This is a genomic window from Micavibrio aeruginosavorus ARL-13 (genome assembly GCF_000226315.1).
Lineage (GTDB): Bacteria > Pseudomonadota > Alphaproteobacteria > Micavibrionales > Micavibrionaceae > Micavibrio > Micavibrio aeruginosavorus_B.
Window position 1 is genome coordinate 2,106,092 of sequence record NC_016026.1, and the last position, 22,887, is coordinate 2,128,978.

The 22,887-nt window shown below is 56.5% G+C and carries 22 protein-coding genes and 1 pseudogene; 8 read left to right on the forward strand and 15 right to left on the reverse strand.

What is annotated here, in order from left to right:
* Nucleotides 1–6 precede the first annotated feature (6 nt).
* Nucleotides 7–585: a signal peptidase II gene (gene lspA / locus MICA_RS09955; protein ID WP_014103619.1), complete on the forward strand. Its 579-nt coding sequence runs from the start codon at nucleotides 7–9 to the stop codon at nucleotides 583–585.
* Nucleotides 582–1,100 (forward strand): DUF3035 domain-containing protein, encoded by a 519-nt coding sequence (locus MICA_RS09960; protein ID WP_014103620.1) that lies wholly within the window; start codon nucleotides 582–584, stop codon nucleotides 1,098–1,100. The genes lspA and MICA_RS09960 overlap by 4 nt, the downstream gene beginning before the upstream one ends.
* A gap of 70 nt (nucleotides 1,101–1,170) precedes the next feature.
* Here the strand turns inward: MICA_RS09960 and MICA_RS09965 are convergent, their stop codons facing one another.
* The gene (locus MICA_RS09965) at nucleotides 1,171–2,064 is read right to left on the reverse strand and encodes a hypothetical protein (protein ID WP_014103621.1); all 894 of its coding nucleotides are present in this window, start codon (nucleotides 2,062–2,064) and stop codon (nucleotides 1,171–1,173) included.
* 47 nt (nucleotides 2,065–2,111) lie between these two features.
* Nucleotides 2,112–2,960, reverse strand: coding sequence for a hypothetical protein (locus tag MICA_RS09970; protein WP_014103622.1), 849 nt, complete (start codon nucleotides 2,958–2,960; stop codon nucleotides 2,112–2,114).
* A gap of 98 nt (nucleotides 2,961–3,058) precedes the next feature.
* Between MICA_RS09970 and MICA_RS09975 the strand changes: the two genes are divergently transcribed.
* The 6 genes from MICA_RS09975 to MICA_RS10000 all read left to right on the forward strand — a co-directional run bounded on the left by MICA_RS09975 (nucleotide 3,059) and on the right by MICA_RS10000 (nucleotide 11,288).
* The gene (locus MICA_RS09975; protein WP_014103624.1) at nucleotides 3,059–4,546 is read left to right on the forward strand and encodes a M16 family metallopeptidase; all 1,488 of its coding nucleotides are present in this window, start codon (nucleotides 3,059–3,061) and stop codon (nucleotides 4,544–4,546) included.
* A complete protein-coding gene (locus MICA_RS09980) occupies nucleotides 4,543–5,925 on the forward strand; it encodes a M16 family metallopeptidase (RefSeq protein ID WP_014103625.1) in 1,383 nt (460 codons plus the stop codon). Before MICA_RS09975 ends, MICA_RS09980 begins: the two co-directional genes overlap by 4 nt.
* Nucleotides 5,915–7,492 carry a glucose-6-phosphate isomerase gene (pgi, locus tag MICA_RS09985; protein ID WP_014103626.1) on the forward strand — a complete coding sequence of 526 codons (1,578 nt, stop codon included), beginning with the start codon at nucleotides 5,915–5,917 and terminating at the stop codon, nucleotides 7,490–7,492. The genes MICA_RS09980 and pgi overlap by 11 nt, the downstream gene beginning before the upstream one ends.
* A 112-nt stretch (nucleotides 7,493–7,604) precedes the next feature.
* Complete coding sequence (locus tag MICA_RS09990; protein ID WP_014103627.1) at nucleotides 7,605–8,885, forward strand: pentapeptide repeat-containing protein; 1,281 nt, start codon at nucleotides 7,605–7,607, stop codon at nucleotides 8,883–8,885.
* A gap of 61 nt (nucleotides 8,886–8,946) precedes the next feature.
* The gene (mutL, locus tag MICA_RS09995; protein WP_014103628.1) at nucleotides 8,947–10,773 is read left to right on the forward strand and encodes a DNA mismatch repair endonuclease MutL; all 1,827 of its coding nucleotides are present in this window, start codon (nucleotides 8,947–8,949) and stop codon (nucleotides 10,771–10,773) included.
* Entirely contained in the window at nucleotides 10,773–11,288 is a 516-nt protein-coding gene (locus tag MICA_RS10000) for a hypothetical protein (protein ID WP_014103629.1), read from the forward strand. The genes mutL and MICA_RS10000 overlap by 1 nt, the downstream gene beginning before the upstream one ends.
* Nucleotide 11,289: 1 nt before the next feature.
* Here the strand turns inward: MICA_RS10000 and MICA_RS10005 are convergent, their stop codons facing one another.
* From MICA_RS10005 to MICA_RS10065, 13 genes and pseudogenes are all read right to left on the reverse strand, one after another.
* Complete coding sequence (locus MICA_RS10005; protein WP_014103630.1) at nucleotides 11,290–12,003, reverse strand: ATP12 family chaperone protein; 714 nt, start codon at nucleotides 12,001–12,003, stop codon at nucleotides 11,290–11,292.
* On the reverse strand, nucleotides 12,000–13,091 hold the full coding sequence (locus MICA_RS10010; protein WP_014103631.1) for an AsmA family protein: 1,092 nt from the start codon (nucleotides 13,089–13,091) through the stop codon (nucleotides 12,000–12,002). The genes MICA_RS10005 and MICA_RS10010 overlap by 4 nt, the downstream gene beginning before the upstream one ends.
* Nucleotides 13,084–13,704, reverse strand: a complete 621-nt coding sequence (locus tag MICA_RS10015; RefSeq protein ID WP_014103632.1) for a hypothetical protein — start codon at nucleotides 13,702–13,704, stop codon at nucleotides 13,084–13,086. The genes MICA_RS10010 and MICA_RS10015 overlap by 8 nt, the downstream gene beginning before the upstream one ends.
* Before the next feature lie 105 nt (nucleotides 13,705–13,809).
* Nucleotides 13,810–14,898: an RluA family pseudouridine synthase gene (locus MICA_RS10020; RefSeq protein ID WP_014103633.1), complete on the reverse strand. Its 1,089-nt coding sequence runs from the start codon at nucleotides 14,896–14,898 to the stop codon at nucleotides 13,810–13,812.
* Nucleotides 14,895–15,275: a fluoride efflux transporter CrcB gene (gene crcB, locus MICA_RS10025; RefSeq protein ID WP_014103634.1), complete on the reverse strand. Its 381-nt coding sequence runs from the start codon at nucleotides 15,273–15,275 to the stop codon at nucleotides 14,895–14,897. The genes MICA_RS10020 and crcB overlap by 4 nt, the downstream gene beginning before the upstream one ends.
* Nucleotides 15,275–16,612, reverse strand: a complete 1,338-nt coding sequence (locus tag MICA_RS10030) for a replication-associated recombination protein A (RefSeq protein ID WP_014103635.1) — start codon at nucleotides 16,610–16,612, stop codon at nucleotides 15,275–15,277. The genes crcB and MICA_RS10030 overlap by 1 nt, the downstream gene beginning before the upstream one ends.
* An 84-nt stretch (nucleotides 16,613–16,696) precedes the next feature.
* Nucleotides 16,697–18,133, reverse strand: a complete 1,437-nt coding sequence (locus MICA_RS10035; protein WP_014103636.1) for a Do family serine endopeptidase — start codon at nucleotides 18,131–18,133, stop codon at nucleotides 16,697–16,699.
* A gap of 8 nt (nucleotides 18,134–18,141) precedes the next feature.
* On the reverse strand, nucleotides 18,142–19,281 hold the full coding sequence (locus MICA_RS10040) for an acyltransferase family protein (RefSeq protein ID WP_014103637.1): 1,140 nt from the start codon (nucleotides 19,279–19,281) through the stop codon (nucleotides 18,142–18,144).
* A gap of 315 nt (nucleotides 19,282–19,596) precedes the next feature.
* A pseudogene (rplQ, locus tag MICA_RS12345) lies at nucleotides 19,597–19,983 on the reverse strand (50S ribosomal protein L17); the annotation flags it as partial.
* A gap of 193 nt (nucleotides 19,984–20,176) precedes the next feature.
* The gene (locus tag MICA_RS10050) at nucleotides 20,177–21,193 is read right to left on the reverse strand and encodes a DNA-directed RNA polymerase subunit alpha (RefSeq protein WP_014103639.1); all 1,017 of its coding nucleotides are present in this window, start codon (nucleotides 21,191–21,193) and stop codon (nucleotides 20,177–20,179) included.
* Nucleotides 21,194–21,291: 98 nt separating this feature from the next.
* Nucleotides 21,292–21,690: a 30S ribosomal protein S11 gene (gene rpsK / locus MICA_RS10055; protein ID WP_014103640.1), complete on the reverse strand. Its 399-nt coding sequence runs from the start codon at nucleotides 21,688–21,690 to the stop codon at nucleotides 21,292–21,294.
* A gap of 19 nt (nucleotides 21,691–21,709) precedes the next feature.
* Nucleotides 21,710–22,093 carry a 30S ribosomal protein S13 gene (rpsM, locus tag MICA_RS10060; RefSeq protein ID WP_014103641.1) on the reverse strand — a complete coding sequence of 128 codons (384 nt, stop codon included), beginning with the start codon at nucleotides 22,091–22,093 and terminating at the stop codon, nucleotides 21,710–21,712.
* Nucleotides 22,094–22,402: 309 nt separating this feature from the next.
* Nucleotides 22,403–22,846: a hypothetical protein gene (locus MICA_RS10065; protein WP_014103642.1), complete on the reverse strand. Its 444-nt coding sequence runs from the start codon at nucleotides 22,844–22,846 to the stop codon at nucleotides 22,403–22,405.
* Nucleotides 22,847–22,887: the final 41 nt, after the last annotated feature.

Sequence of the window (22,887 nt, forward strand, 5' to 3'; positions counted from 1 at the left end):
TTTATCATGCTCCTGGGTCCCCCGTATGCCCGCGTGGCGTTTCCGTTGATTGGCGTTTTGCTGGTTCTGGATCAGATCAGCAAATGGTGGATCACGGAAATTATGATCAAACCGCTGGTCACCCCAGCGAACGAAGCCGCCACGGCGATGCCGTTCCTGAACTGGCTGTTGTCGGCAGGGGATCGGTTCCCGTTCGCCCAGATCGAGGTTTTGCCGTTTTTCAATCTGGTCATGGTGTGGAACCGGGGCGTCAGTTTCGGCCTGTTTTCACAGGGGCATGATTACGGCCCGGCGATTTTGACCATCGTATCCCTGTTGATTATGACGGCGTTTGCCGTCTGGCTGGTCCGGGCGAAAAGCGCCTGGCTGGCCACCGGGTTGACCCTGGTCATCGGCGGGGCCGCCGGGAACGTGATTGACCGGGTCCGGTTCGGGGCCGTGATCGATTTTCTGGATGTTCATGTCGCCGGTTTCCACTGGCCCGCCTTTAATGTGGCCGATTCCTGCATTTCCATCGGCATTGCCCTGATCCTGATTGATGGGCTATTCTTGAAACCGAAACGTAACAAAGGTGTATCGCAATGACCAAAACACTGACCCGCGCCATCATCATCGCTGGATGCGCCCTGTCCTTATCCGCTTGCGAGGGGGCCAAGGAACAATTGGGCCTGACCCGTCAGGCGCCGGATGAATTCGCCGTTGTGAAACGCGCCCCGCTGGAAATGCCGCCGGATTACACCGTCCGCCCGCCGCGCCCGGGGGCCCCGCGTCCGCAGGAAATCGCCGTCACGGACGAAGCCCGTAATGCCGTCCTGGGTGAAACAGCCCGCAGCACGCAGGCCAGCGGCGCCGAAGCCGCCTTGCTGCAACAAACCGGCGGGGTTTATGCCGATCCATCCATTCGCGGCGTTGTTGATGCCGAGGCCACCATTTCCGACAAAGAAGACAAACCGGTCGCGACCCGCCTTCTGGGTCTGGGCAGCGGCAAAACCGAAGCACAAATCGTCAACCCCGCCGCCGAAGCGGAGCGCATTCGCACCAACGCGGAAGCAGGCAAGCCCGTCACCGACGGAGAAACACCGTCGATCAAGGACAAATAAACCAAACCTGTTTCGTATAAAAAACCCGCCAGATCATGGCGGGTTTTTTTATTGCGCTCTGTTTTATAGATCAGGGCGACGGCAATGATCGCGGCGGCGGAACGGTCGGCCCGCTGCGCACATTGCCACCACGCGGCAAGGCATACAGGAAGGCCGGGCGATCCAGATTGTTCATCAGGAACTGCAACGACACGTCCTCGCGGGCGACGGCCAGATTAAACCGCGCCGAACGGGACATTTCCGTGGCCAACGTCATATACCCATGCAGACGCTGGTCCAGCTCAGGCGTGACCTGAATCGTCTTCGGATAATTCTTGATGACCATCAACGTGGACGCCATGGACAGACTGTCCTTCGCCAGATCAGCCTGCTGGCTGGCCAGATCCAGCGCCGCATCCATAACCTTGCCCAGGGACATTTTCAAATCACCCACCGACGGGCGGGCGTTCTTGTCCTGCATAAAAGGGGCGGCCACGTCGCGGTGGTTTTCATCAATCTGGCGCGCCGACAGCAGGAAGTTTTTCAGCGTGGTATGATAATCGGAAAAACTGGCCGTTTCGCCACGAAAAACCGGCATGGCCGGCAGCACCTGTACATTCAATTCCTGCAAATACTGCAATCGCAACAGGCGATCGCGCCGCATCCGGTCAATCACCGTTTGCTCCTGCGGACAATGTTCGATCATGGTTTTGATGTAATTGGTCACCGTGGACGCCAAAACGCCACCCTTGCGCACAGCGCCCAAAATGCGTCCGGCGATGATCTTATCCAGATCTTTCATTCCGGCGTAGGCACGGTCACATTCATTTTTCGACGCCCGCGCATTGAAGGCGGCTTCCAGCGCCCAGTCCTTAAACGTGGTTACGGGCACAGGCGCATCGCCATAAAGTTGATCGAGCGTTTTTTCCAATTCGCGCAAGGCTTCGATCGTGGCGTCGTGCAAATTCCAGTTATACGGCTTCATAGCAGATCCCAGACATCCTGTTTTTACGCCGGCTTTGCCGGTCATTTTTACTTTTTGAAATTATAAAGAAACGCCGGACGTTGTACATCCCGCGCATAATACGCTCCACGCAGTAATTGCTCCGCCAGCGCCAGATCGTTCCCGACCCCACGCGTCAAGGCCTGCGCCAAATGGGTAAACAGCATCGACACATCTTCATCGCCGCTGATATTCGCCACCCGTTCGGACGCGGCGCAAACCACGGCCCGCTGGGATATTTTCTGTTTCAACACCGCATGATCCAACGCCTGCGCCGCCAGCGAATCGCAGGAATTTGCCAGCCGATCCCGCCGGATCGCGGCCTCATCGCCGGAGGCGGGTACGCCATCATCACGGCGGTCAGCCACCTCATCAAAGGCACTGCTGGTCAGAAAATGGACGCGATCCATTTCAATTTCCGTGCGGCGTGCGGATTGCTTGGCAAATTCGGCCATGTTCGGAATGGCGAGCAGCATATTGCTGCTGGCATGGGCCTGCTGTTTCTGCTCCAGCGCGGCCTGCCCCCAGAACTGAATATATTGTCGCAATTTTGCGTCATATTCCGCCTCCGGGAAATCACCGATGACCGATGCCATGTGGCGGCCAATCGTTTCAAGGCGGGTGTTACATTTGACAACATGATTGCGCATATTGCCCAGCAGAACCGTGACCGCGTCCTGCCATGCGACTTGATATTGCATCAGGCCAAACCGACCGGCGCGCGCATTGAACGATTCTTTCAGCGCCAATTTTTGCACCAGCGCCACCGTTTGCGGTGTGGAGGATACGGTCAGCGCATTCACGGATTCGGCAAGCCCCGCCATTCCGGCCCGGGTCTGGTCGTGCAAGCCCCAATTATATGCATCATGCGTTTTCATGGCCCGAAATTAGCGTCTTTTTGCAAGTTATGTCAAAGTTTTAAACCCCTGCCATTTGGGGTTTTGCTTTGCCCCGATTCTCGGGTAAACCAGAAGACATGAAACACATTTTGATTCCTGTTTTTATTGGTTTTTTCCTGATCCCCTCACCGGTCTGGGCCCAAACCCAAACTGCGGTGCAGCCCCCGGCCGCCGCCGTTGCCGATGCTCAATTGCCGCAACGCACAAAAATCTTCGGTGCGGAAGAGGCCACTCTGACCAACGGCCTGCGCATTGTGGTCATTCCCAATCACCGCGCACCCGTCGTCAGCCACATGGTCTGGTACCGCGTCGGCGCGATTGATGAACCCGCCGGACAATCGGGCATCGCCCACTTCCTTGAACATTTGATGTTTAAGGGATCGGAAAATGTTCCCCCCGGTGAATTTTCCAAACGCGTGCGCGCCATGGGCGGGAATGACAATGCCTTTACGTCCCAGGACTACACCGCCTATTTCCAATCCATCGCCGCCGACCGTCTGGACGATGTCATGACGATGGAGGCCGACCGGATGCGCGGCCTGACCCTGCCCGCGGATCAGGTTTTGTCCGAACGCGATGTCGTATTGGAAGAACGCCGCCAAAATACCGACAGCGACCCCAACGCCCAGATGCACGAACAAATGCGCAATGCGCTGTTCCCCGGGCATCCCTATGGCATTCCGGTGATTGGCTGGCCGTATGAAATCGCCAAACTGTCCCGTGAAAACGCGATGGATTTTCACAATAAATGGTACGCGCCCAATAACGCCACCGTGGTGATTTCTGGTGATGTGAAACTGGCCGACATTCTGCCGATCATTGAAAAAACCTATGGCGCTGTGCCCGCCCGGACGGTGCCCGAACGCACAACACCGCCGGTGATGAATGTGCCCGGCGAAGCCCGCATCATCATGCAATCGGCCCGCGTCCATCAGCCTGTATTCCAGCGCATGATCCGCGTGCCGTCCTTGCGCCAAAACCGTAACGACGCCATCGCATTGCAGGTTGCGGAAAGCATCCTGTCCGATGGGGCGTCATCACGTCTGTATAAATCGTTGGTCGTAGAACAGAAAATCGCCGTCGGGGCCGGGTTTTCCTACAACCCCACTGCATGGGACGATTCCACCGCATCCCTGTACGCCATTCCCGCCGATGGCGTGGCGATGGACGCGGTTGAAGCCGCAACCGATACCGTCATTGCAACATTCGCCCGCGACGGCGTAACCGATGATGAACTGGCCACCGCAAAAATCCGCATGAAAGACAGCGCCGCCCTGGCCCGCGACAGCTTGCAGGGCCCGGCCATGATTTTTGGCCAGACCATTACCACCGGCGGCACGATTGATGACGTCGAATATTGGGCCGATGATATTGATGCGGTGACCGCCGCCGATATTAAACGCGTGGCGCAATATCTGATCAAACCGGCGGGCACGCATGGCCGCGGTGTAACGGGGTGGATTCTCCCCGCCCCGACCCCGGATAAAATCCTGACCGAGGACGAACCGGAAGCCGCACCAACAGAACCCCCGGCCAATGATAACGCAGCAGAGGCAACGCCATGAAATCCTTGATCCTCAGCACCGTTCTGATTTTCGCCGTAACCACCCCCGTATGGGCGGCCGATGTCACCACGATCACACCGCCGACGGAACGCTTCCTCGATATTCGGTCCGTGACCAGCGACGGTGGCATCACCGCATGGTTTTTGGAAGATCATTCGGTCCCGGCCATCGCTATTGAATTTGCTTTTGCTGGGGCGGGTGCCTCGCTGGATCCGCAGGACAAGCAAGGATTGGCCCGCCTTGCCTCCAACACACTGGATGAAGGGGCGGCGGATCTGGATTCCCAGGCGTTTCAAAAAGCCCTGACCGATCATTCAATTACCCTGCGTTTCGACGTGGGCCGCGATGATTTCTTTGGCTCCTTAAAAAGCCTGACCCGTCACCGCGATCTGGCCACCGACTTGATGGCCAAGGCTTTGACATCGCCGCGTTTTGACCAAGACCCGATCGACCGGATGAAGGCCGCGAATATCAGCCGGATTAAATCGCAACTCTCTGATCCCGATTGGATTGCCGCGCGCATTATGAATGATGTGGCCTTCGCCGGGCACCCTTACGCCATGAACAGCGGCGGAACGGTCAGTGGCTTTGCCGCCATCACCGCCGATGATCTGCGAAATTTCACACGCATCAGCTTTGCCCGTGACAATCTGTTGGTCGCCGTCGCCGGGGATATTTCGGAAGACGAATTAAAACCCCTGCTGGACAAGATGTTCGGCGCATTGCCTGAAAAATCACAAATTCCGCCGACAGCGGATTTAACCATTCAGGGCGCCAATACCATCACCCTGTTCGACAAGGACGTGCCGCAAACATCGATCCAGATGATGCAGGGCGGCATTGACCGCACCGACCCGGATTATCACGCCGCACAGGTGATGAACTTTATCCTTGGTTCCTCCGGTTTTGGCAGCCGCCTGACCGAAGAAATTCGTGAGAAGCGCGGCCTGACCTATGGCATCTACTCCTCCATGTACCAGCTGGACCATGTGAAGGCGCTGAGCGTGTCCACATCCACCCGCAATGACAAGGCCGGTGAAGTTTTGGGCCTGATCAAAACTGAATGGACCAAAATGCGGGACGAACCGGTCAGCGCCGATGAATTAAAAGCGGCGCAGGATTACCTGACCGGATCCATGCCGCTGGCGCTGACCTCGACGCAAGGCATTGCCGGGTTGATCCTCGGCCTGCGGCTGGATGATCTGCCGATTGATTATCTGGACGGCATTACCGAACGTTATAACGCGATTACGGTCGATGATGTGTCCAAAGTATCCAAACGCCTGCTGACCCCCGATGCGATGACCACGGTCATTGTCGGCAAGCCCGAAGGCATCACACCGACCACAACCCGCACGGATTTGCCCAATGTTGAATAATACCCTGCCCGAATGGGGGGCGTTGGACACACATGCGCGCACCATGCGTTACGTGCATATGAATGATTTGGTGGGCGAGGGGCGCGTGAAGGCGATGAGCCTGTCCCTGCCCGGCCTGTATGCCGATTTTTCGCGCCAGCGCATGAATGACGATACGATGGGCTTGCTCCTGTCCCTCGCCCGCGCCTGTGACGTGGAAGGCTGGCGCGACCGGATGTTCAGCGGTGCGTCCATTAACACAACGGAAAACCGCGCCGTTTTGCACACTGCCCTGCGCCGCCCGGCCAAGGACAGCGTCATGGTCGATGGCGAAAACGTTGTACCGTTCATTCATGACGTCCTGAACCGGATGAAAGCCATCACCGACGCCGTTCATTCCGGCACATGGACCGGCTATACAGGCAAGCGGATCACCACCATCATCAATATCGGCATTGGTGGGTCGGATCTGGGTCCGCAAATGGTGGCCGAGGCGCTGCGCCCGTTCCATGTCGATGGCATCACCGTGAAATTTGTGTCGAATGTCGATGGCACCCATTTGCACAACGCCCTGCACGGATGTGATCCGGCCACGACGTTGTTCCTGATCGCGTCCAAAACCTTCACGACGCAGGAAACCATGAAGAACGCACAAAGCGCGCGCGCATGGCTTCTGGCCAAACTGAAAAAGGACGATGCGATTGCCAAGCATTTCATCGCCCTGTCCACCAATGAAAAGGCCGTGACCGCCTTCGGCATTCATCCGGATAATATGCTGCCCTTCCGCGACTGGGTTGGCGGACGGTTCAGCCTGTGGTCATCCATCGGGCTATCCATCGCACTGGCGGTGGGGTTTGATCATTTCCGCGCCCTTCTGGATGGTGCGAATGCCATGGATCGGCATTTCCAAACCGCGCCATTGCATCAAAACCTGCCCGTTCTGATGGGCTTAATCGGTGTATGGAACCGAAATTTTATGAACTGTTCCGGGCTGGCCGTTTTGCCCTATGACCAGAATTTGCTTCACCTGCCCGCCTTCCTGCAACAGGTGGATATGGAATCGAACGGCAAACGCGTCAGCCGTGATGGCGAAACGCTGCCCTATGCCACCGCCCCCATCGTGTTCGGTGAACCGGGCACGAACGGCCAGCACGCGTTTTATCAAATGCTGCACCAGGGCACCGACATCGTGCCATGCGAATTTATCGGGTCCCGCGAAAGCCTCGCGCCCTATGCCGATCACCACCACATCCTGCTCGCCAACATGATTGCGCAGGCGCAGGCGCTGATGACCGGGCGCAGTGAACGTGAATCCAACAACAACCCGCACCAAACCTTCCCCGGCAACCGCCCGTCGGTCACCTTGCTGTTCGACCGGATGGATGCGTTCCATCTGGGGCAATTGATCGCCCTGTATGAACACAAGGTTTTCGTTCAGGGCATCCTGTGGGGCATCAACTCCTTTGACCAGTACGGGGTCGAACTGGGCAAGATTCTTGCCAATTCCGTACTGGATTCTGGGAAAAACCCGGAATCCCAAGGAAAAATCGACCCCGCCGGGGCCATTTTGCTGTCCCTGACCGCCTAAAATCCAGCGCTAAGACCCAGATATTTAATATTTTTTAGGCTCCCTCCGGTAGGATGGATGGAACCAATAAGAATAAATCGCAAGAATTGCGTGTGTGAGGATACCCCGCCCGATGAGTACTGGCCTGCAAAAACTGACGCAGTCCGAGCTGGATGAAATCATCCGCAAGCATATGCGCTTTATCAGCGGCATACGCGGCGGCGCACGTGCCGTTGTGAAATTCAAGGATCTGTCGGGCCTGCATTTCCGCAAGGGCGATTTATCACAAGCTGACTTCACCGGGTCCATCCTGATCAACGCCAACATGTCGAATGCCACATTCAAGGGTGTGTCATTTTTTGCCTGTGACATGCGTGGGGCCAATTTGGAAAACGCCTGTTTCGCACGGGCGGATTTCCGAGGGGCCACCGTTGTCGGCGCGAACTTGACCGGGGCCGATTTTGAAAAGGCCGATATGCGCGAAGGCGTCATCCTGGAACGCAACCCGACAAACAAAACATTGTCGGGCAGCATCAACAATTCCAAAGCCAAAACGATTTTCAGCGGATCGCGTTTGTCCGAAACAAACCTGTCCGGGGCCAGTGCGAATTATGCTGACTTTTCCGACGCCGATTTGTCAGGTGTCATCGTCAACGACGCCGACTTTTCCCACGCGAATTTCGAGGGTGCCAACCTGTCCGGTGCGGACTTTACAGGGTCAAACCTGAAAAACGCCAACATGAAATCATCCATTATTTCCGGCACAAAGCTGGACGAAGCCGAAACGGCCGGCCTGAATATGGATGACGCCCTGACCGAAGATCGCATGGGCAGCAAGCTGGAAGCGCTTGGAAAAACGCTGGAACAATTGCTGGAAGAACACACGGCATGGATTGCAACGGCGGGAAAATCGGGCACGCGGCTGGATTTATCCGGTTATGATTTGCGCCATGTTTTGAATTTGAAAAAATTCTCGCTCACCGCCGTGAAGGCCGTTGGGGCCAACTTCCTGAACCAGGATTTGCAAGGGGCCAGCCTGCAAAGCGCGGTGATGGACCGCGCCGATTTCCGTGACACCAAATTGGCCAATGCCGATTTCCGTGGCACGTCGTTGAAGAACGGGTTGTTTTCCCGCGCCAATCTGGTCGGGGCGAATTTGTCGCCGCTGATCTTCCCCAACCCGGATGGGTCGAAACGGTTACAACGGGTCAATTTGTCCGGGGCCAATCTGCGCTATGCGATTCTCAGCAATGCCGTGCTGGCCGATTGCCTGCTGGTCGGGGCCGATTTGTCCTATGCCGTTATGCATGATTGCGATTTACGCCGGGCCGATTTAACCGGCGCGATTCTGGATAATGCCGATTTCCACGGCGCCCTGCTGAATGACGTCATCAGCGACCGCAAACTGGGGTAAAACCCCGGGTTTTTCCGATTTTTGGGCTGACTCCCCCTGCCCCAGCCGCTAATCTGCCCCTATGCGCATTCGTCATTTGCCAGAAACACTGGTCAACCAGATCGCCGCCGGTGAGGTCATCGAGCGGCCCGCCGCCGCTGTCAAGGAACTGGTCGAAAACGCCATTGATGCCGGCGCAACCTCGGTCGCCATCGATTTGCGCGATGGCGGTAAAAGCCTGATCCGCATCAGTGATAACGGCATCGGCATGAATCATGACGAACTGATCGCCTGCCTCGACCGCCACGCTACATCGAAATTAAAGGGCGATGACCTACTGAATATCTTCACGCTGGGTTTTCGCGGCGAAGCCCTGCCCTCCATCGGCGCGGTCAGCCGCCTGAGCATCGCCAGCCGCGCGCGCGAAACCCCGAACGAAGCCTGGGAAATTAAAGTTGAAGGCGGTCGTAAAGACGCCCCCATCCCCAGCGCCCACCCGGAAGGCACCCGCGTCGAAGTGCGCGATTTGTTTTACGCCACGCCCGCCCGCCTGAAATTCCTGAAAGGGGATAAGGCCGAATACGCCGCGGTAAAAGACACCGTGATGCGCCTGGCCATGGCGTTTCCGGCCATTGGCTTCCGCCTGACCCATAACGACGCACTCAGCCTGTCTTTACCCGCCGCAACGCAAGGTGATTTGTGGGACCAGCGGCGCGAACGGCTGTCCGCGTTGCTTGGCGCTGACTTCGCCGCCAATACGGTGGCGATTGAAGCCGAACGCGACGGTGTAAAACTGGAAGGTTATGCCGGCCTGCCGACATGGTCGCGCGGGACATCACAAAACCAATATCTGTTCGTCAATGGCCGCCCGGTGCGCGACAAGTTGCTTCAGGGTGCGATGCGCGGGGCCTATGCCGATTTGCTGCCCGGTGATCGTCATGCTGTCGCTGTGCTGTTCCTCGACCTGCCGCCCACCGAAGTGGACATCAACGTCCACCCGGCGAAGGCCGAGGTACGGTTCCGTGATTCCGCCGGGGTGCGTGGCTTGCTGGTCGGGTCCATCCGTCACACGATGATGCAGAAAGCGGGTCAGGGATCGGCCACAACATTATCCGACCGTACCCTGGCCGCATTACAATCCACCACCAGCAACGCACCGCATACGCCATCCTATGGCACGGGAAATCTGGCTTATTCCTACACACCGGCCCCCTCCTACGGACTGGCGGAACGCGCGTATGAAAATTACCGTCCTTTAAGCACCCTGCAACCCGCTGCGCGATCCGAAACCGCGCCAACCATTGCGGCACTTCAGGATCAGGATTTCCCACTGGGTGCCGCGCGCGCGCAGATCCATGAAAATTACATCATTGCCCAGACCGCAAACGGCATGGTGATTATCGACCAACACGCCGCGCATGAACGCCTGACCTATGAACGGTTTAAGGCGCAGGTGATGGAGGCGGGCCAGATTGAATCCCAAGGATTACTGGTTCCCGAAATCATCACACCGGACGATACCGATATCGCGCGGCTGATGGAGGCGGCGGAGCAACTGGACCAACTCGGCCTGCGCATTGAACCGTTCGGCCCGGATGCCGTGGCGGTACAGGCCGTGCCCGCCTTGTTATCGGGCCGCGCGGAAATTTCCCGTCTGGTGCGTGATATTTGTGACGAGCTGGCCGAACAGGGCAGCACACAAGGGTTGGAAGACCGCATCAACGCCCTGCTCTCCACCATGGCCTGTCACGGGTCGGTGCGATCAGGCCGGGTCTTGAATGTCGATGAAATGAATGCCCTGCTGCGCCAGATGGAAGCCACGCCGAAATCCGGCCAGTGCAATCATGGCCGCCCGACCTATATTACTTTAGGATTAAAAGACATCGAACGGCTGTTTGGGAGAACGTGATGACCGAGATCGACATTCCGGATCAAAACCCGAAGCATGACAAACCCACCCCCAACAAAGACCAGAAAACGGTGACCGCCGTTTATGGAACGCTGTGCGCGTCGCTGATCCTGCAACTCACCCCCCATGCGGGTGTGGCGTTGTTTTCCGGCCTGTTGCTGTTGTTCACATGGGGCATGATTGGGTTTCTGCGCCGTGGGGCCGAACGCGAAAGCCTGCTGGCCAATCACATGTCGTTTTTGAACATCACCTTGTGGATGTTCTCCGCCCTGATTTTCGTCGCGACGGCCATTGGCGGATATTACGTTTACACCCACTATACGTTCGCCCAGTTTGGCGATCTGGCCAGTGTGATGGCCGAAGGTGATATGAACGATCCGATGATCCGTGAACTCAAAAACCTGACGTTGGCCGTTGGGGCACCGGGTTATCTGTATATCGTCTACCGCCTGACCAAGGGCTTGCGCCGCGCCCTAGGCGGATACCGCATCGCCCACCCGAAAAACCCGTTTTAATTCAAGACTTCAAGCGATCCAGAAAATCACGCGCCGCGTTTAAATCCGCCCGCATCGTCGTACGCTGCTTTTCCTGATGCGGGGCGGGGCCATACAAAGCTTCGTTATAAATCTCGGCACGGTATAAATCTTCGACATTCGCGGCGATGAAAACATCATCTGGCGTCACGGCCCCATCCATAAAGGCCAGCCCCAGAACAATCGATCCCGATACCACCGTCACCAACTGGAACACGGTGAATTGATACAGGTCCATGGCATCCATGGCCTGACGCACGTATTTATGGGCTGCCTCTGGCTGGCGGATGGCGGACAGGCCCGGCGTTACGATCAACGCCACACCCGATACGCGTGCAAACCAATCGCGCGCCGGGGCCCACGCCGCATTCTGTTGCGCGGACAGTTCCGGCGGGTCCTCGGTTTGGTAGCACAGCAAATCCGTATCCAGATACACGGCCACCATATCGGTCATGGTTTTGCGCTCGCCCGCCACACGATCAATCGCGGTGATCAGGATTTGCGTCAACGGCATGGTATCGGGAACGATGTTCTCCCCCTGCGCCGCCCATTCCGCCACAATCCCATCGGCCAACGCAGACACCGGTGCCACAACCATCTGGCCCGATGGTGTCTTCACTGGTTTTCCATCCAGACGGATGGAAAACCCACCTGCCGGCTCGGCCTGTGATGTCACAAGTTTATAAAAACGTTTCATGGCGCGGATTCCGCCGGTGCCGATTGCAAAATTTTCAGGAATGCGCTGGTGCGCAGGGAAACCGATTCATCGGCCATTTCATTCTCGTTCACCTGAATATGATCCAGCGCATCACCCCAGAACAAGGCCGCTTTTTCCGCCGCCTGTGTGCCCGGAATGGGCGTGGCCAGCGCGGCCAACGCCGCATACAGGTCCGCCAACTCCGTCGCCGCCGCATCCGCACCGGAGACGCGGACCGTACCGTGGACCCGGGCCGCATGCTCGGACGTATCGCCAAAGGTAATATCGGGCGCGATTTTTACGCCACCCAGCGTCAATTCCGGTTCACCCGCCAGGCGCAGCCCCCCATTATGCCGTCCGATTTTCACCGCGCCCGTCGCCGGATGCCCGGCCAATCCAAATTGGGTAATGTTGAGTACCGCGCCCCCCAGCAACCCCGTATCAAACCCGGTTTGCAAGGACACAGCCCCCACCGATGCCGTCAAAACCGCATCATCCGCCACCCGCCAGATCGGGGAATTCGCGCTGCCGTCATTATGCATGTCCAGACGAGCTGAAACAGCGTCATCGCCATATGTTCCCGCTATCACCAGCGCCGATTGGTCCGCATCAATCCCCACACGGTCCAGCGCAATCGCACGATACCCCGTCGTGGCCCGATCGACGCGAATGCCGTTGATATCCAGCACACGAAACCGCGTGCGCGACAGGATCAAATCACCAAAACTGACTTTCAAACGGGCGGAATCGATTGTGGCCACCACCGGCCCGGGCATGGGTTTTTCGGTCACGGCGTCAACACGGCCCGGCGCCCGCACGCGACCCGCATCAATCACCACACCGGGAACGGCCTGATGAAACCGCACATCGGCAATATCAATTTCAAGAAACGGGAAGAAGGATGCGTTATTCAGCGTACCAATCCGCACATCATAACCACTGGCCTGGGACAAATTGCCCTCCAGCCCGGCGCGCAGCGTCGCCTTGTCCCCACCCAACAGGTAAAGCGCGCCAAGGCTGACCGCGATGGCCACCGCAAACACCATAAGCAAGCGCAGGAAAAACTTGCCCTTTGATCGCTTACTCATCGGCGGTGGTATCCTGCTGGATAATGATTTGATCGGCGGATGGGGCCGGGGTGCTTTGCACCTGTGGCATCACGCTTTCAAACTGCATCGCGCCAGTTTTCATGGCGATATCGCACGGGCGGATAAATTGGCACACTTCGCGGCCCAATGCGCGATCTTCAACCAACCCCCAAAACGCCGTGCGTTCGGTCAGGTAATCGGTGGATTGCGGGTCCAGCGCGGCAACATCCACATCCGGCGGTAACAACGGCACAGGCGCGCAGAGTTCTTCGGCCACGCACGCATCATATTTCGCCGGATCAGAGAGTTCACCAGATTCAATGCGGCGCGCGGTGGACACCATGCGGACATGAATGCGCTCGATCTCCTGCATCAAATTGATGCCGAATGTTGCGTTGATCGCATCGGTGGTTTTGCATTCATCGGGAATGGCGCGGCCCACATCGGCAGGCGCGCCGCATGTTTTTTCAAACGCCAGCAGGCCGCCCTTCGGCGCCTCTTCCACCGGCTTGTTGGTGGCCAGAACCAAAGCGGTCAAACCACCCAGCAGAACCACAGCCAAACCACCGGCAAGAAGCAAATTCCGGGACGGCGACGACAGGAAATCGTTCATTTTTTACACTGCTCTTTTAGATTCATGGGGCCTTGGATTAAGTATAGCACCAAGACCGTGAATGCAAAGCCTCAAAGGTGAAATTAACCCATTGATATAAATAGATTAAATCTCGACATCAGCAAAGGGATCGTGGTCGATCTGGGGGCGGAAATCAAAGGCTTTCCAGCTTTTGCGCAGATCATCAGCCAGCGGTGCCGTCACCTCGATCATACCCTTGCGCGTCGGGTGCGGTACCACAATCCGCCAGGCATGCAAATGCAAGCGCGGGGCCAGGTTCATGTCATGGATCATGTTGATGCGCGCGTCATCCTTCTCCGGATCGGCATGACCATATTTTTCATCGCCGATCAGAGGGAAGCCACCCTCCGCCGCGTGCACGCGGATCTGGTGCGTGCGGCCCGTGCGGGGCCAGAACATCACAAACGCGGCAGCGGGGCCAGCGCGTTCAATCACCTGAAATTCCGTGCGGGAAAATTTTCCGTTTTCGGCATCAACGATCATCATATCCTTGTACGGACCCTCACCCTTGATCAACGGTGCATCAATCACGCCGTCATTCATCTGCGGTGCGGGGGCGGTCAGAGCCCAGTAATATTTGCGGATATTGCGCCCCTCAAACGCGCGGCCCAGACGCTTCGCCGTTTCGCGATCACGCGCCAACAGCAACACGCCGGACGTATCGCGGTCCAGACGGTGGCACAATTTCGGCTTCACGCCGTCGCGGTCCGCCAGATGTTCCAACAACCCGTCAATGTGGCGCGCGATTTTCATGCCGCCCTGCACCGCGATGCCAGCGGGTTTGTTCAGCGCAATCACTTCGCCGTCATCATAAATCACCATGGACCGGATCAAATCCGCATCGCCCGGATGCGGACGGAACCATATATCCGTCTTGCCCGCCGACGCCGTCGTGGCCGGCGGCAAACGCACCGTTTGCCCGGCATTCAGACGGGTATCGGTTTTCACACGCCCGCCATCAACACGAATTTGCCCCTTGCGCATCAGTTTTTGCACCAGCGCATAGGGCAGATCCGGCGCGTATTTCTTCAACCAACGATCCAGACGCTGGCCATCATCACCCATTTCAACGACGATCTGGCGCACGCCGCTCGATTTTTCATCTGATGGGTTTTCGTCAGGGGACACATCGCCCAGATCCTGATCGTCGGCAAATTGATCGTCGTCACTCATGACAGAATTCCTCGTACACAGGCCAACCCGGCGACAAGCCCGGCCAGCGATAAACCAACGGAGAGCGCGACATACAACGCCGCTTGGCCGAATGCGCCACGCTCCCACAACAAAATCGTATCGGCAGAGAAAGCGGAGAATGTCGTAAATCCGCCCAAAACCCCAACCATTAAAAACGCCCGCCATGGCGCAGAGGCTTCGGCGGACAAGGCAAACAAACCAACCAAAACACCCATCAATGTCGATCCGATGACATTGCACGCCAGAATGCCCCACGGAAATCCGGATGGCACCAGAACCGCCACGCCATTATTCAACATATGGCGCAGAACCGATCCAATCGCGCCGCCTGCGGCAATCGCCAGAATGGTCTGCATTATTCTTCGCCTTCCGCATTTTTCCGCGCGCGCAATTTGGCCCAATAATCGACCCGTTTGCGCAATTCACGTTCAAATCCGCGTTCGACAGGATTATAGAAGATTTCGCGCGCCATGCCGTCAGGAAAATAGTTTTGGCCGGAAAAAGCATCCGGATCATCGTGGTCATAGGCATAATTCGCCCCGTACCCCAGATTTTTCATCAATTTGGTCGGCGCGTTCAGAATATGCGCCGGCGGGGCCAGCGACCCGGTCTCCCGCGCCACCACTTTGGCACGGTTATAGCCCTTATATACGGCGTTCGATTTCGGCGCGGTGGCCATATAGACCAAGGCTTGTGCCAACGCCAATTCCCCTTCCGGACTGCCCAGCCGTTCATAGGTATCCCATGCGGCCACGGCCTGGGTCAGTGCACTGGGGTCACCCAGGCCAATATCTTCCACCGCCATGCGGGTGATGCGGCGCGCGATAAACCGCGGGTCCTCGCCCCCCTCCAGCATACGGCAGAACCAATACAGCGCCGCATCCGCATCCGATCCACGCACGGATTTATGCAGTGCGCTGATCAAATTGTAATGCCCGTCATCTTTTTTATCGTACAACGGCGCACGGCGATTGACCAAGGCGGTCAATGCGGCAATGTCAAACACATCACCTTCGCGGGCTTGCGCAAACACTTGCTCCGCCATGGTCAGGGCATAGCGCCCATCGCCATCGGCCATGGCTTTCAACGCATCGCGCGCGCCATCATCCAGCGGCAACACCCGTTCCATATGGGTTTCCGCCGCCTGCAATAATTTTTCAATCGCTGCATCGTCCAGACGTTTCAGGACGAACACCTGACACCGCGACAACAATGCCGCATTCAATTCAAAGGATGGATTTTCCGTGGTCGCGCCGATCAACGTGATCGTTCCATCTTCCACCACGGGCAGGAACGCATCTTGCTGCGATTTATTGAAACGATGAATTTCATCGACAAACAACAGTGTACCCTTGCCGTTGCGGCGACGCAGACGCGCAGATTCAAACACGCGCTTCAGATCGGCAACGCCGGAGAAGATGGCCGAGATTTGTTCGAAATGCAGATCGGTATGTCCGGCCAGAATGCGCGCCAGCGTAGTCTTGCCACAGCCCGGCGGCCCCCACAAAATCATCGACACAATCCGGTTATTGGCCACCATCCGCCCGATGGCCCCGTCCGGCCCGGTTAAATGGTCCTGCCCCGCAATACCCGCCAAGACGCGCGGGCGCAACAAATCGGCCAAAGGCCGGGGGCCATTGGCATGGGAATCGTCGGATTCCGGGGTTTCAGCGGGGTCAAACAAGGTGGCCATAGAGGGCAAAATACGGGGCTTTTACCCTAAAGACAAGCGCTCATTATTGACATATTCCACAATCGGGCCGCAGGCTCACCCGCGTCACCGAATAACAATCTGCTGTTTGCGGCCATTGCGTTCCAGCGTGATGGCCCAGATGCCGCCGCGCCCCGCGCGGGACAGCGCCTGTCTGGCATCATCGGTCGTTTCAATCGCGACGCCATTGACCTCGACCAGCTTGTCGCCGGGGCGGACGAAGCGTGTCGCGATGGAGCGATCCTCGACGCCAATCACAACAACGCCCGCGTGATCGTCACTGGCATCGCCGAAGCCCAGCTCGGCCACCACCGCCGGATTCATGTTGACCAAAGTCGCGCCGGACAGCGGGTTTTCACCCTTGATCAATTGTTTTTTGCGGGCCGGTTCATCCGGTGGCGCAATGGCGGCCACCTTCACATCACGCGTCTTGCCCTGACGCATAATCGTCATGTCGGCCTTGCCGCCAATTTTGGTTGTCGCCATGCGGTATTTCATTTCCGATGGATCGGCGATTGCGTGGCCATTGACCGCCACGATTAAATCGCCTGCCTTCACACCAGCTTTGTGCAACGGGCTGGCGGTATGCAATTTGGCGACCAGAACACCCGCCGGACGATCGAGGCCGAGAGATTCTGCAATATCCGCTGTTACGCTTTGCGCCGTAATCCCCAGCCACGGGCGCACCACACTGCGGCTGCCATCGACGGCGTTTTCTTCGGCATCCATCACGCTCATCACCATTTCGGAGGGCACGGCGAAGCCAATGCCCAGCGACCCGCCATCGCGGGAATAAATCGCCGTGTTAATGCCAATTACACCACCATCCATCGCCACCAGCGGCCCACCGGAATTGCCGGGGTTAATCGCTGCGTCGGTCTGGATAAAGAAATTGAAATCATTGATGTTCAGGCTGGACCGCGCCAAAGCGGAAATAATACCGCTGGTCACTGTCTGGCCCACACCAAACGGATTGCCAATGGCCAGAACCAGATCCCCCACCTGCGCCGTTTCACTGGCCCGCAACGGCGCGAAGGGCAGTTTTTCACCCTCTGCATCGACGCGCAAAACCGCAATGTCGGAGGGTTCATCCCGCACGCTGACGCGCGCCGGAAACTCCCGCCCATCGGCCAAGACCACACGGATTTCATCCGCCCCGTCGATCACATGAACGTTGGTAATCACCACACCGGCGGCATCGACGATCACGCCGGACCCGAGCGCGTTTTCAACCTTCTGCCGCGTCAATCCGCCGCCAGAGTACGGAAACGCATCACCGAAAAACTGTTCGAAAAACGGGTCGCTCATAAACGGATGGGCGCGGCGGGTGATGGTGCGGCTGGTATAAATATTCACCACCGCCGGGGCCACCTTTTGCACCAGCGGGGCAAAAGAGAGATTCATCTGCGCCTGTGATTGCGGGACAAGACGGGGGATGTCCTGCGCCAAAGCCGGGGCGGACAAACAAAGGACAGCCAACAAGGATGCAATAAAACGGGTCATAGCCTCTATTATTTAGGATGATCGGGTGCACGTCTCAAGGGGGGCTTCGCCATCAGGATCGCATAAACAGAACGGCGCGCAGGAACCTCCAGGATTCTGTAAAGAAAAGCCGAAAGAGCCAGACTGACCATAACCACAGCCAAGGCCAGGACCGGGAACAACCCCGCATACAGATCCCCGGGCAGCACCATATGCGCCCCCAGCAAGACAACAACCATCACCGGGTAATGCACCATGTAAAGCGCATAGGAAATATCCCCCAACCAAATCGCAGATTTATGCGCCAGCCAGCCGGACTGTGCCGCAGGGGCCTGCCCCTCTGGCACCCGCGACATATCCGCCCCCAAACGGATCATCCAGCAAAAAATCGGGATCAAAACAATGTCAGGCGCCCGCACGTGCATCAGCGCAACAGCCAGACAAGCCGCCGCAAAAAGCTGAACCCCGGCAGCCCCTGAAACAGGGCGGGTTGCAGACCAGCGGTACAAAGCAATACCCAGAATAAAATCCGGCATAACCCGCAAGATCGAACAATCAAAACTGTATGTCGTAAAGGGGCGCGTTGGATCCATACCAAAGGACATCAACCACACATATCCATACAACCCGGCAACAACAAGCAACGCTCGCCCGGGCCGCAACCCCATCATGACAGGCAAAACCAGAGGAAAAGACAGGTATGCAAACCATTCAGCCGCAATCGACCAGGACGGCACATTAAATGTTAATCCACCTTCCATCCCCCAACTTTGAATCATCAAAAAATTGTTCAGCAATGACAGAAGCGGAAACTCGCCGGGCCACAGCCCCACGGGTCCAAAACGGAACGGCGTCAATGCAACAACGACCATAAACAGCAAGGTCACGAAATGTAGCGGATAGATGCGCGCAAAACGCCGTGCGACAAAATCCCGCACCCGCATGTTCCCCGCCCGCCATTCCGGCCCGTAAACATGGGTCAGGATAAAACCGCTCAGGATGAAAAAGAAATCAACCGCCAGATAACCTTCATGCAGAAAACCCGTATAGGCCAACGGATCAAACGGCGTAAAATAACGAAAATGATGGATCACAACGACCATCGCGGCGAAGAACCGCAAGCTGGTCAATACAGGCAAATCTTTCGGATAGGCCGGGGCGCTGATCATATCCTATGATACATGAATCCACCCCAAAACCCTGCTCCAAAAATCACAAGAAAAAAGGCCACCAAAACGGTGGCCTTTGTTTCCTTAAAACTGAAAACGGGATTATTCCGCGTCTTTTTCAGCTTCTTTTTTCCCATCTTTTTTCTGGGCCGGAGCTTTTTTAGCGGCCGGTTTCTTTTCAGCGGCGTCCTTTTTCGGGGCGGCTTTCTTTGCGGCCGGCTTTTTCGCTGCCGGGGCCTTTTTCGGTTTGGCGGCTTTCAGTTCGCCTTCTTCGCCAACTTCGTATTCGCTTGCTACGTCTTCACCCAGCATGGTCGGACCGCTGTCCTGACCTTTTGCGGATACGTCGCGATCAACGAATTCGATCACAGCCATCGGCGCGGCGTCACCATAACGGAAGCCAGCTTTCATGATGCGGATGTAGCCACCGTTACGGTCTTTGTAACGATCGGCCAGAACGTCGAACAGTTTACCAACTTGAACTTCGTCGCGCATGATTGCGATTGCGCGGCGACGGTTGGCCAAACCACCTTTTTTCGCCAGCGTTACCAATTTCTCGGTGAACGGACGCAGTTCCTTGGCTTTCGGCAGAGTCGTCGTGATCTGCTCATGTTTCACCAGTGCGGCCGACATGTTTGCGAATGTGGCTTTGCGGTGCTGGCTTTTACGGCCCAATTTACGCTGTTTAATACCGTGTTTCATTTACTTCACTCCAACGTCTGCGGTCTTCCTCGGAAGAACCATTGTGTTTTCTATCAACATGCCGATCAAAAAACCAAGCATTGAGGACAGAGGCGGGCACCATGCCCTTTTTAAGATGATCAGATGACCGGATTACCGGATGATCGGAAAAATAAAACCGATCATCTGTTCATCCGATCATCCCTTCATCTGATTAGAACGGCTCGTCAACTTTACGGGCCAGGTCTTCGATATTCTCTGGCGGCCAACCCTCGACCTGCATACCCAGATGCAGACCCATGATTGTCAGCACTTCCTTGATCTCGTTCAGCGACTTGCGGCCGAAGTTCGGCGTACGCAGCATGTCGGCTTCGGATTTCTGGACCAGGTCACCGATGTAAACAATGTTGTCGTTCTTCAAGCAGTTTGCAGAGCGAACGGACAGTTCCAGTTCGTCAACTTTGCGCAGCAGGTTTTTGTTGAACGGCAGTTCGTGTGCTTCTTCACGGGACTCAGCGGCTTTCGGCTCTTCAAAGTTGATGAAGACTTGCAACTGGTCTTGCATGATGCGTGCGGCATAGGCCACGGCATCTTCCGGAGAAATCACGCCATTGGTTTCAATGTTCAGCGTCAGTTTATCATAGTCGGTGATTTGGCCAACGCGGGCGTTTTCAACTTCGTAAGAAACTTTACGAACCGGGGAGAACACGGAGTCAACCGGGATCAAACCAACCGGCGCTTCTTCCGGACGGTTCAGCGCAGCCGGGCGATAACCCTTGCCGGTGTTGACCGTCATTTCCATGTTCAGTTTCGCGCCCTTGTCCAGCGTGCAGATCACGAGGTCCGGGTTCATGATTTCGATGTCAGCGCCAGCTTCGATCATGCCGGCGGTCACTTCGCATGGACCTTCAGCGTGCAGACGCATTTTCTTCGGGCCTTCAACGTGCATGCGCACAGCGATTGCTTTGATGTTCAGAACGATGTCCGTTACATCCTCGCGAACGCCTTCGATGGAGGAGAACTCGTGCAGAACGCCATCAATCTGCACAGCGGTAACAGCCGCACCTTGCAGAGAGGACAGCAGAATACGGCGCAGGGCGTTGCCCAGCGTCAGGCCAAAACCACGCTCCAGCGGCTCGGCCACGATTTTGCCGATCGAACGGGCGTCAGAGCCATGTTCGATGTCAATTTTCGACGGTTTAATCAGTTCCTGCCAGTTTTTCTGTATCAAGGTGAATCCCCTTTATCTCAACAGTCTTTCAGAATCATATCGTAACGCAAAGAGAAGACCCGGCCCCCGCGAAGCGCAGGGACCGGACCAGAATTTTATTAAACGCGACGACGTTTACGCGGACGAACGCCGTTGTGCGGGATCGGCGTAATGTCCTTGATCGAACGAATGGTGAAGCCAATCGACTGCAAAGCGCGCAGTGCGGATTCACGACCCGAACCCGGGCCCTTCACTTCAACATCCAGTTCTTTCATCCCGTGTTCCTGCGCCTTGCGGCCAGCTTGTTCAGCGGCAACCTGTGCGGCATACGGGGTGGATTTACGAGACCCTTTGAAACCCATCGTCCCCGAAGAGCACCAGGACACGGTGTTACCCTGTGCGTCGGTGATGGTGATGATGGTGTTGTTGAACGTAGAATTCACGTGAACAACGCCAGAGGTGATGTTCTTACGTTCTTTACGGCGCATACGAACGCCAGCTTTTTCAGCCTTAGCCATGATCTTATGCCTCCGTTACTTATTTCTTGGTTGCTTGTTTCTTACCTGCGATCGGCTTCGCCGGACCTTTGCGCGTGCGCGCGTTGGTCTTGGTGCGTTGGCCGCGAACAGGCAAGTTACGACGATGGCGCAGGCCGCGATAGCAAGCCATATCCATCAGACGTTTAATGTTCAGGGAAATTTCACGGCGCAGGTCACCCTCGATCAGGAAACCACCGTTTTCAATTTCTTTACGGATGAGGTTCAGTTCATCTTCGGTCAGTTCGTGCATGCGGCGCTGAACATCGAGGCCCAGTTTTTCGCACATTTTGAACGCCGTCGTACGGCCGATCCCGTGAATGTAAGTCAACGCGATTGGAACGCGTTTCTTATCGGGAACGTTGACACCAGCAATACGTGCCACTTTCTTTCTCCTTTGATTGTCGATTTCAAACCGAACCGTAAAATCCCAAGCGCAAAATGCGGGGGACGCCGGTTCGTATACCAACCTCAAGCCGCTGATTTACAACGGAATTGAGAGTCCTTCCCACAGGGAAAGACGGGCGGAGTATAGCTATTTCCGCACCCGCGTCAATAGAAAAAGCTGTGGAAAACTGCGGTTTTTACGGCCCTTTATTGGAAAACCGATTCCTGGCAAAACCCGCCCCCTAAAACCACAAAAAGACGATCGCAAAACCGCGTTTTTGCCCGAATTTAATATTTATGGAAAATATTAAGGCAGATTCAGGATCAACTCATCGCAATAAGAACGGTAAACAGCCCCCATTAACATGACATGCGCATTATGGGCCCGGTCATGCGCGGTCCGTTCCGGCTGACGCTGGGCCCGAAAATGCGCCACCCCATCATCACGAACCTGGGTCAGGGCCTGCGTCAATGTCGGCACGTCATGGGCCTGCCCCAGCCCCCCAAGGGCAATCCCCAGATTGGCCGAAACCACGACCGAAAAGCTGCGCGCCAGGCTTTTGGGATAATGGGCGATCCTGTGCAAATCCGCCGGAGCCAGAGGAGCACCATCGCGGGCCTCGATCGCCACGACGTAGGCCTGCAACTCATTCGGATTCACCGTGGCGGCCACCGCGTTAAAAATCGGGGCCAGATCGGCGTCATCCATCATCATCGGGTCATAATCTTTGACCTGTACCAATTGTGTCATTTCAAACCTCGTCAAAAAATCAATCTCTGAAATAAAAAAGA

Coding starts and splice junctions, on each gene's coding strand:
- MICA_RS10030 (WP_014103635.1), bottom strand. CDS start 16,612: ATGGCCACCTTGTTTGACCCCGCTGAAACCCCGGAATCCGACGATTCC.
- MICA_RS09975 (WP_014103624.1), top strand. CDS start 3,059: ATGAAACACATTTTGATTCCTGTTTTTATTGGTTTTTTCCTGATCCCC.
- MICA_RS09960 (WP_014103620.1), top strand. CDS start 582: ATGACCAAAACACTGACCCGCGCCATCATCATCGCTGGATGCGCCCTG.
- MICA_RS09970 (WP_014103622.1), bottom strand. CDS start 2,960: ATGAAAACGCATGATGCATATAATTGGGGCTTGCACGACCAGACCCGG.
- lspA (WP_014103619.1), top strand. CDS start 7: ATGCTCCTGGGTCCCCCGTATGCCCGCGTGGCGTTTCCGTTGATTGGC.
- MICA_RS09990 (WP_014103627.1), top strand. CDS start 7,605: ATGAGTACTGGCCTGCAAAAACTGACGCAGTCCGAGCTGGATGAAATC.
- MICA_RS10000 (WP_014103629.1), top strand. CDS start 10,773: ATGACCGAGATCGACATTCCGGATCAAAACCCGAAGCATGACAAACCC.
- MICA_RS09965 (WP_014103621.1), bottom strand. CDS start 2,064: ATGAAGCCGTATAACTGGAATTTGCACGACGCCACGATCGAAGCCTTG.
- MICA_RS10005 (WP_014103630.1), bottom strand. CDS start 12,003: ATGAAACGTTTTTATAAACTTGTGACATCACAGGCCGAGCCGGCAGGT.
- MICA_RS10015 (WP_014103632.1), bottom strand. CDS start 13,704: ATGAACGATTTCCTGTCGTCGCCGTCCCGGAATTTGCTTCTTGCCGGT.
- pgi (WP_014103626.1), top strand. CDS start 5,915: ATGTTGAATAATACCCTGCCCGAATGGGGGGCGTTGGACACACATGCG.
- mutL (WP_014103628.1), top strand. CDS start 8,947: ATGCGCATTCGTCATTTGCCAGAAACACTGGTCAACCAGATCGCCGCC.
- rpsK (WP_014103640.1), bottom strand. CDS start 21,690: ATGGCTAAGGCTGAAAAAGCTGGCGTTCGTATGCGCCGTAAAGAACGT.
- MICA_RS09980 (WP_014103625.1), top strand. CDS start 4,543: ATGAAATCCTTGATCCTCAGCACCGTTCTGATTTTCGCCGTAACCACC.
- MICA_RS10020 (WP_014103633.1), bottom strand. CDS start 14,898: ATGAGTGACGACGATCAATTTGCCGACGATCAGGATCTGGGCGATGTG.
- MICA_RS10035 (WP_014103636.1), bottom strand. CDS start 18,133: ATGACCCGTTTTATTGCATCCTTGTTGGCTGTCCTTTGTTTGTCCGCC.
- MICA_RS10010 (WP_014103631.1), bottom strand. CDS start 13,091: ATGAGTAAGCGATCAAAGGGCAAGTTTTTCCTGCGCTTGCTTATGGTG.
- MICA_RS10065 (WP_014103642.1), bottom strand. CDS start 22,846: ATGACACAATTGGTACAGGTCAAAGATTATGACCCGATGATGATGGAT.
- MICA_RS10040 (WP_014103637.1), bottom strand. CDS start 19,281: ATGATCAGCGCCCCGGCCTATCCGAAAGATTTGCCTGTATTGACCAGC.
- crcB (WP_014103634.1), bottom strand. CDS start 15,275: ATGCAGACCATTCTGGCGATTGCCGCAGGCGGCGCGATTGGATCGGTT.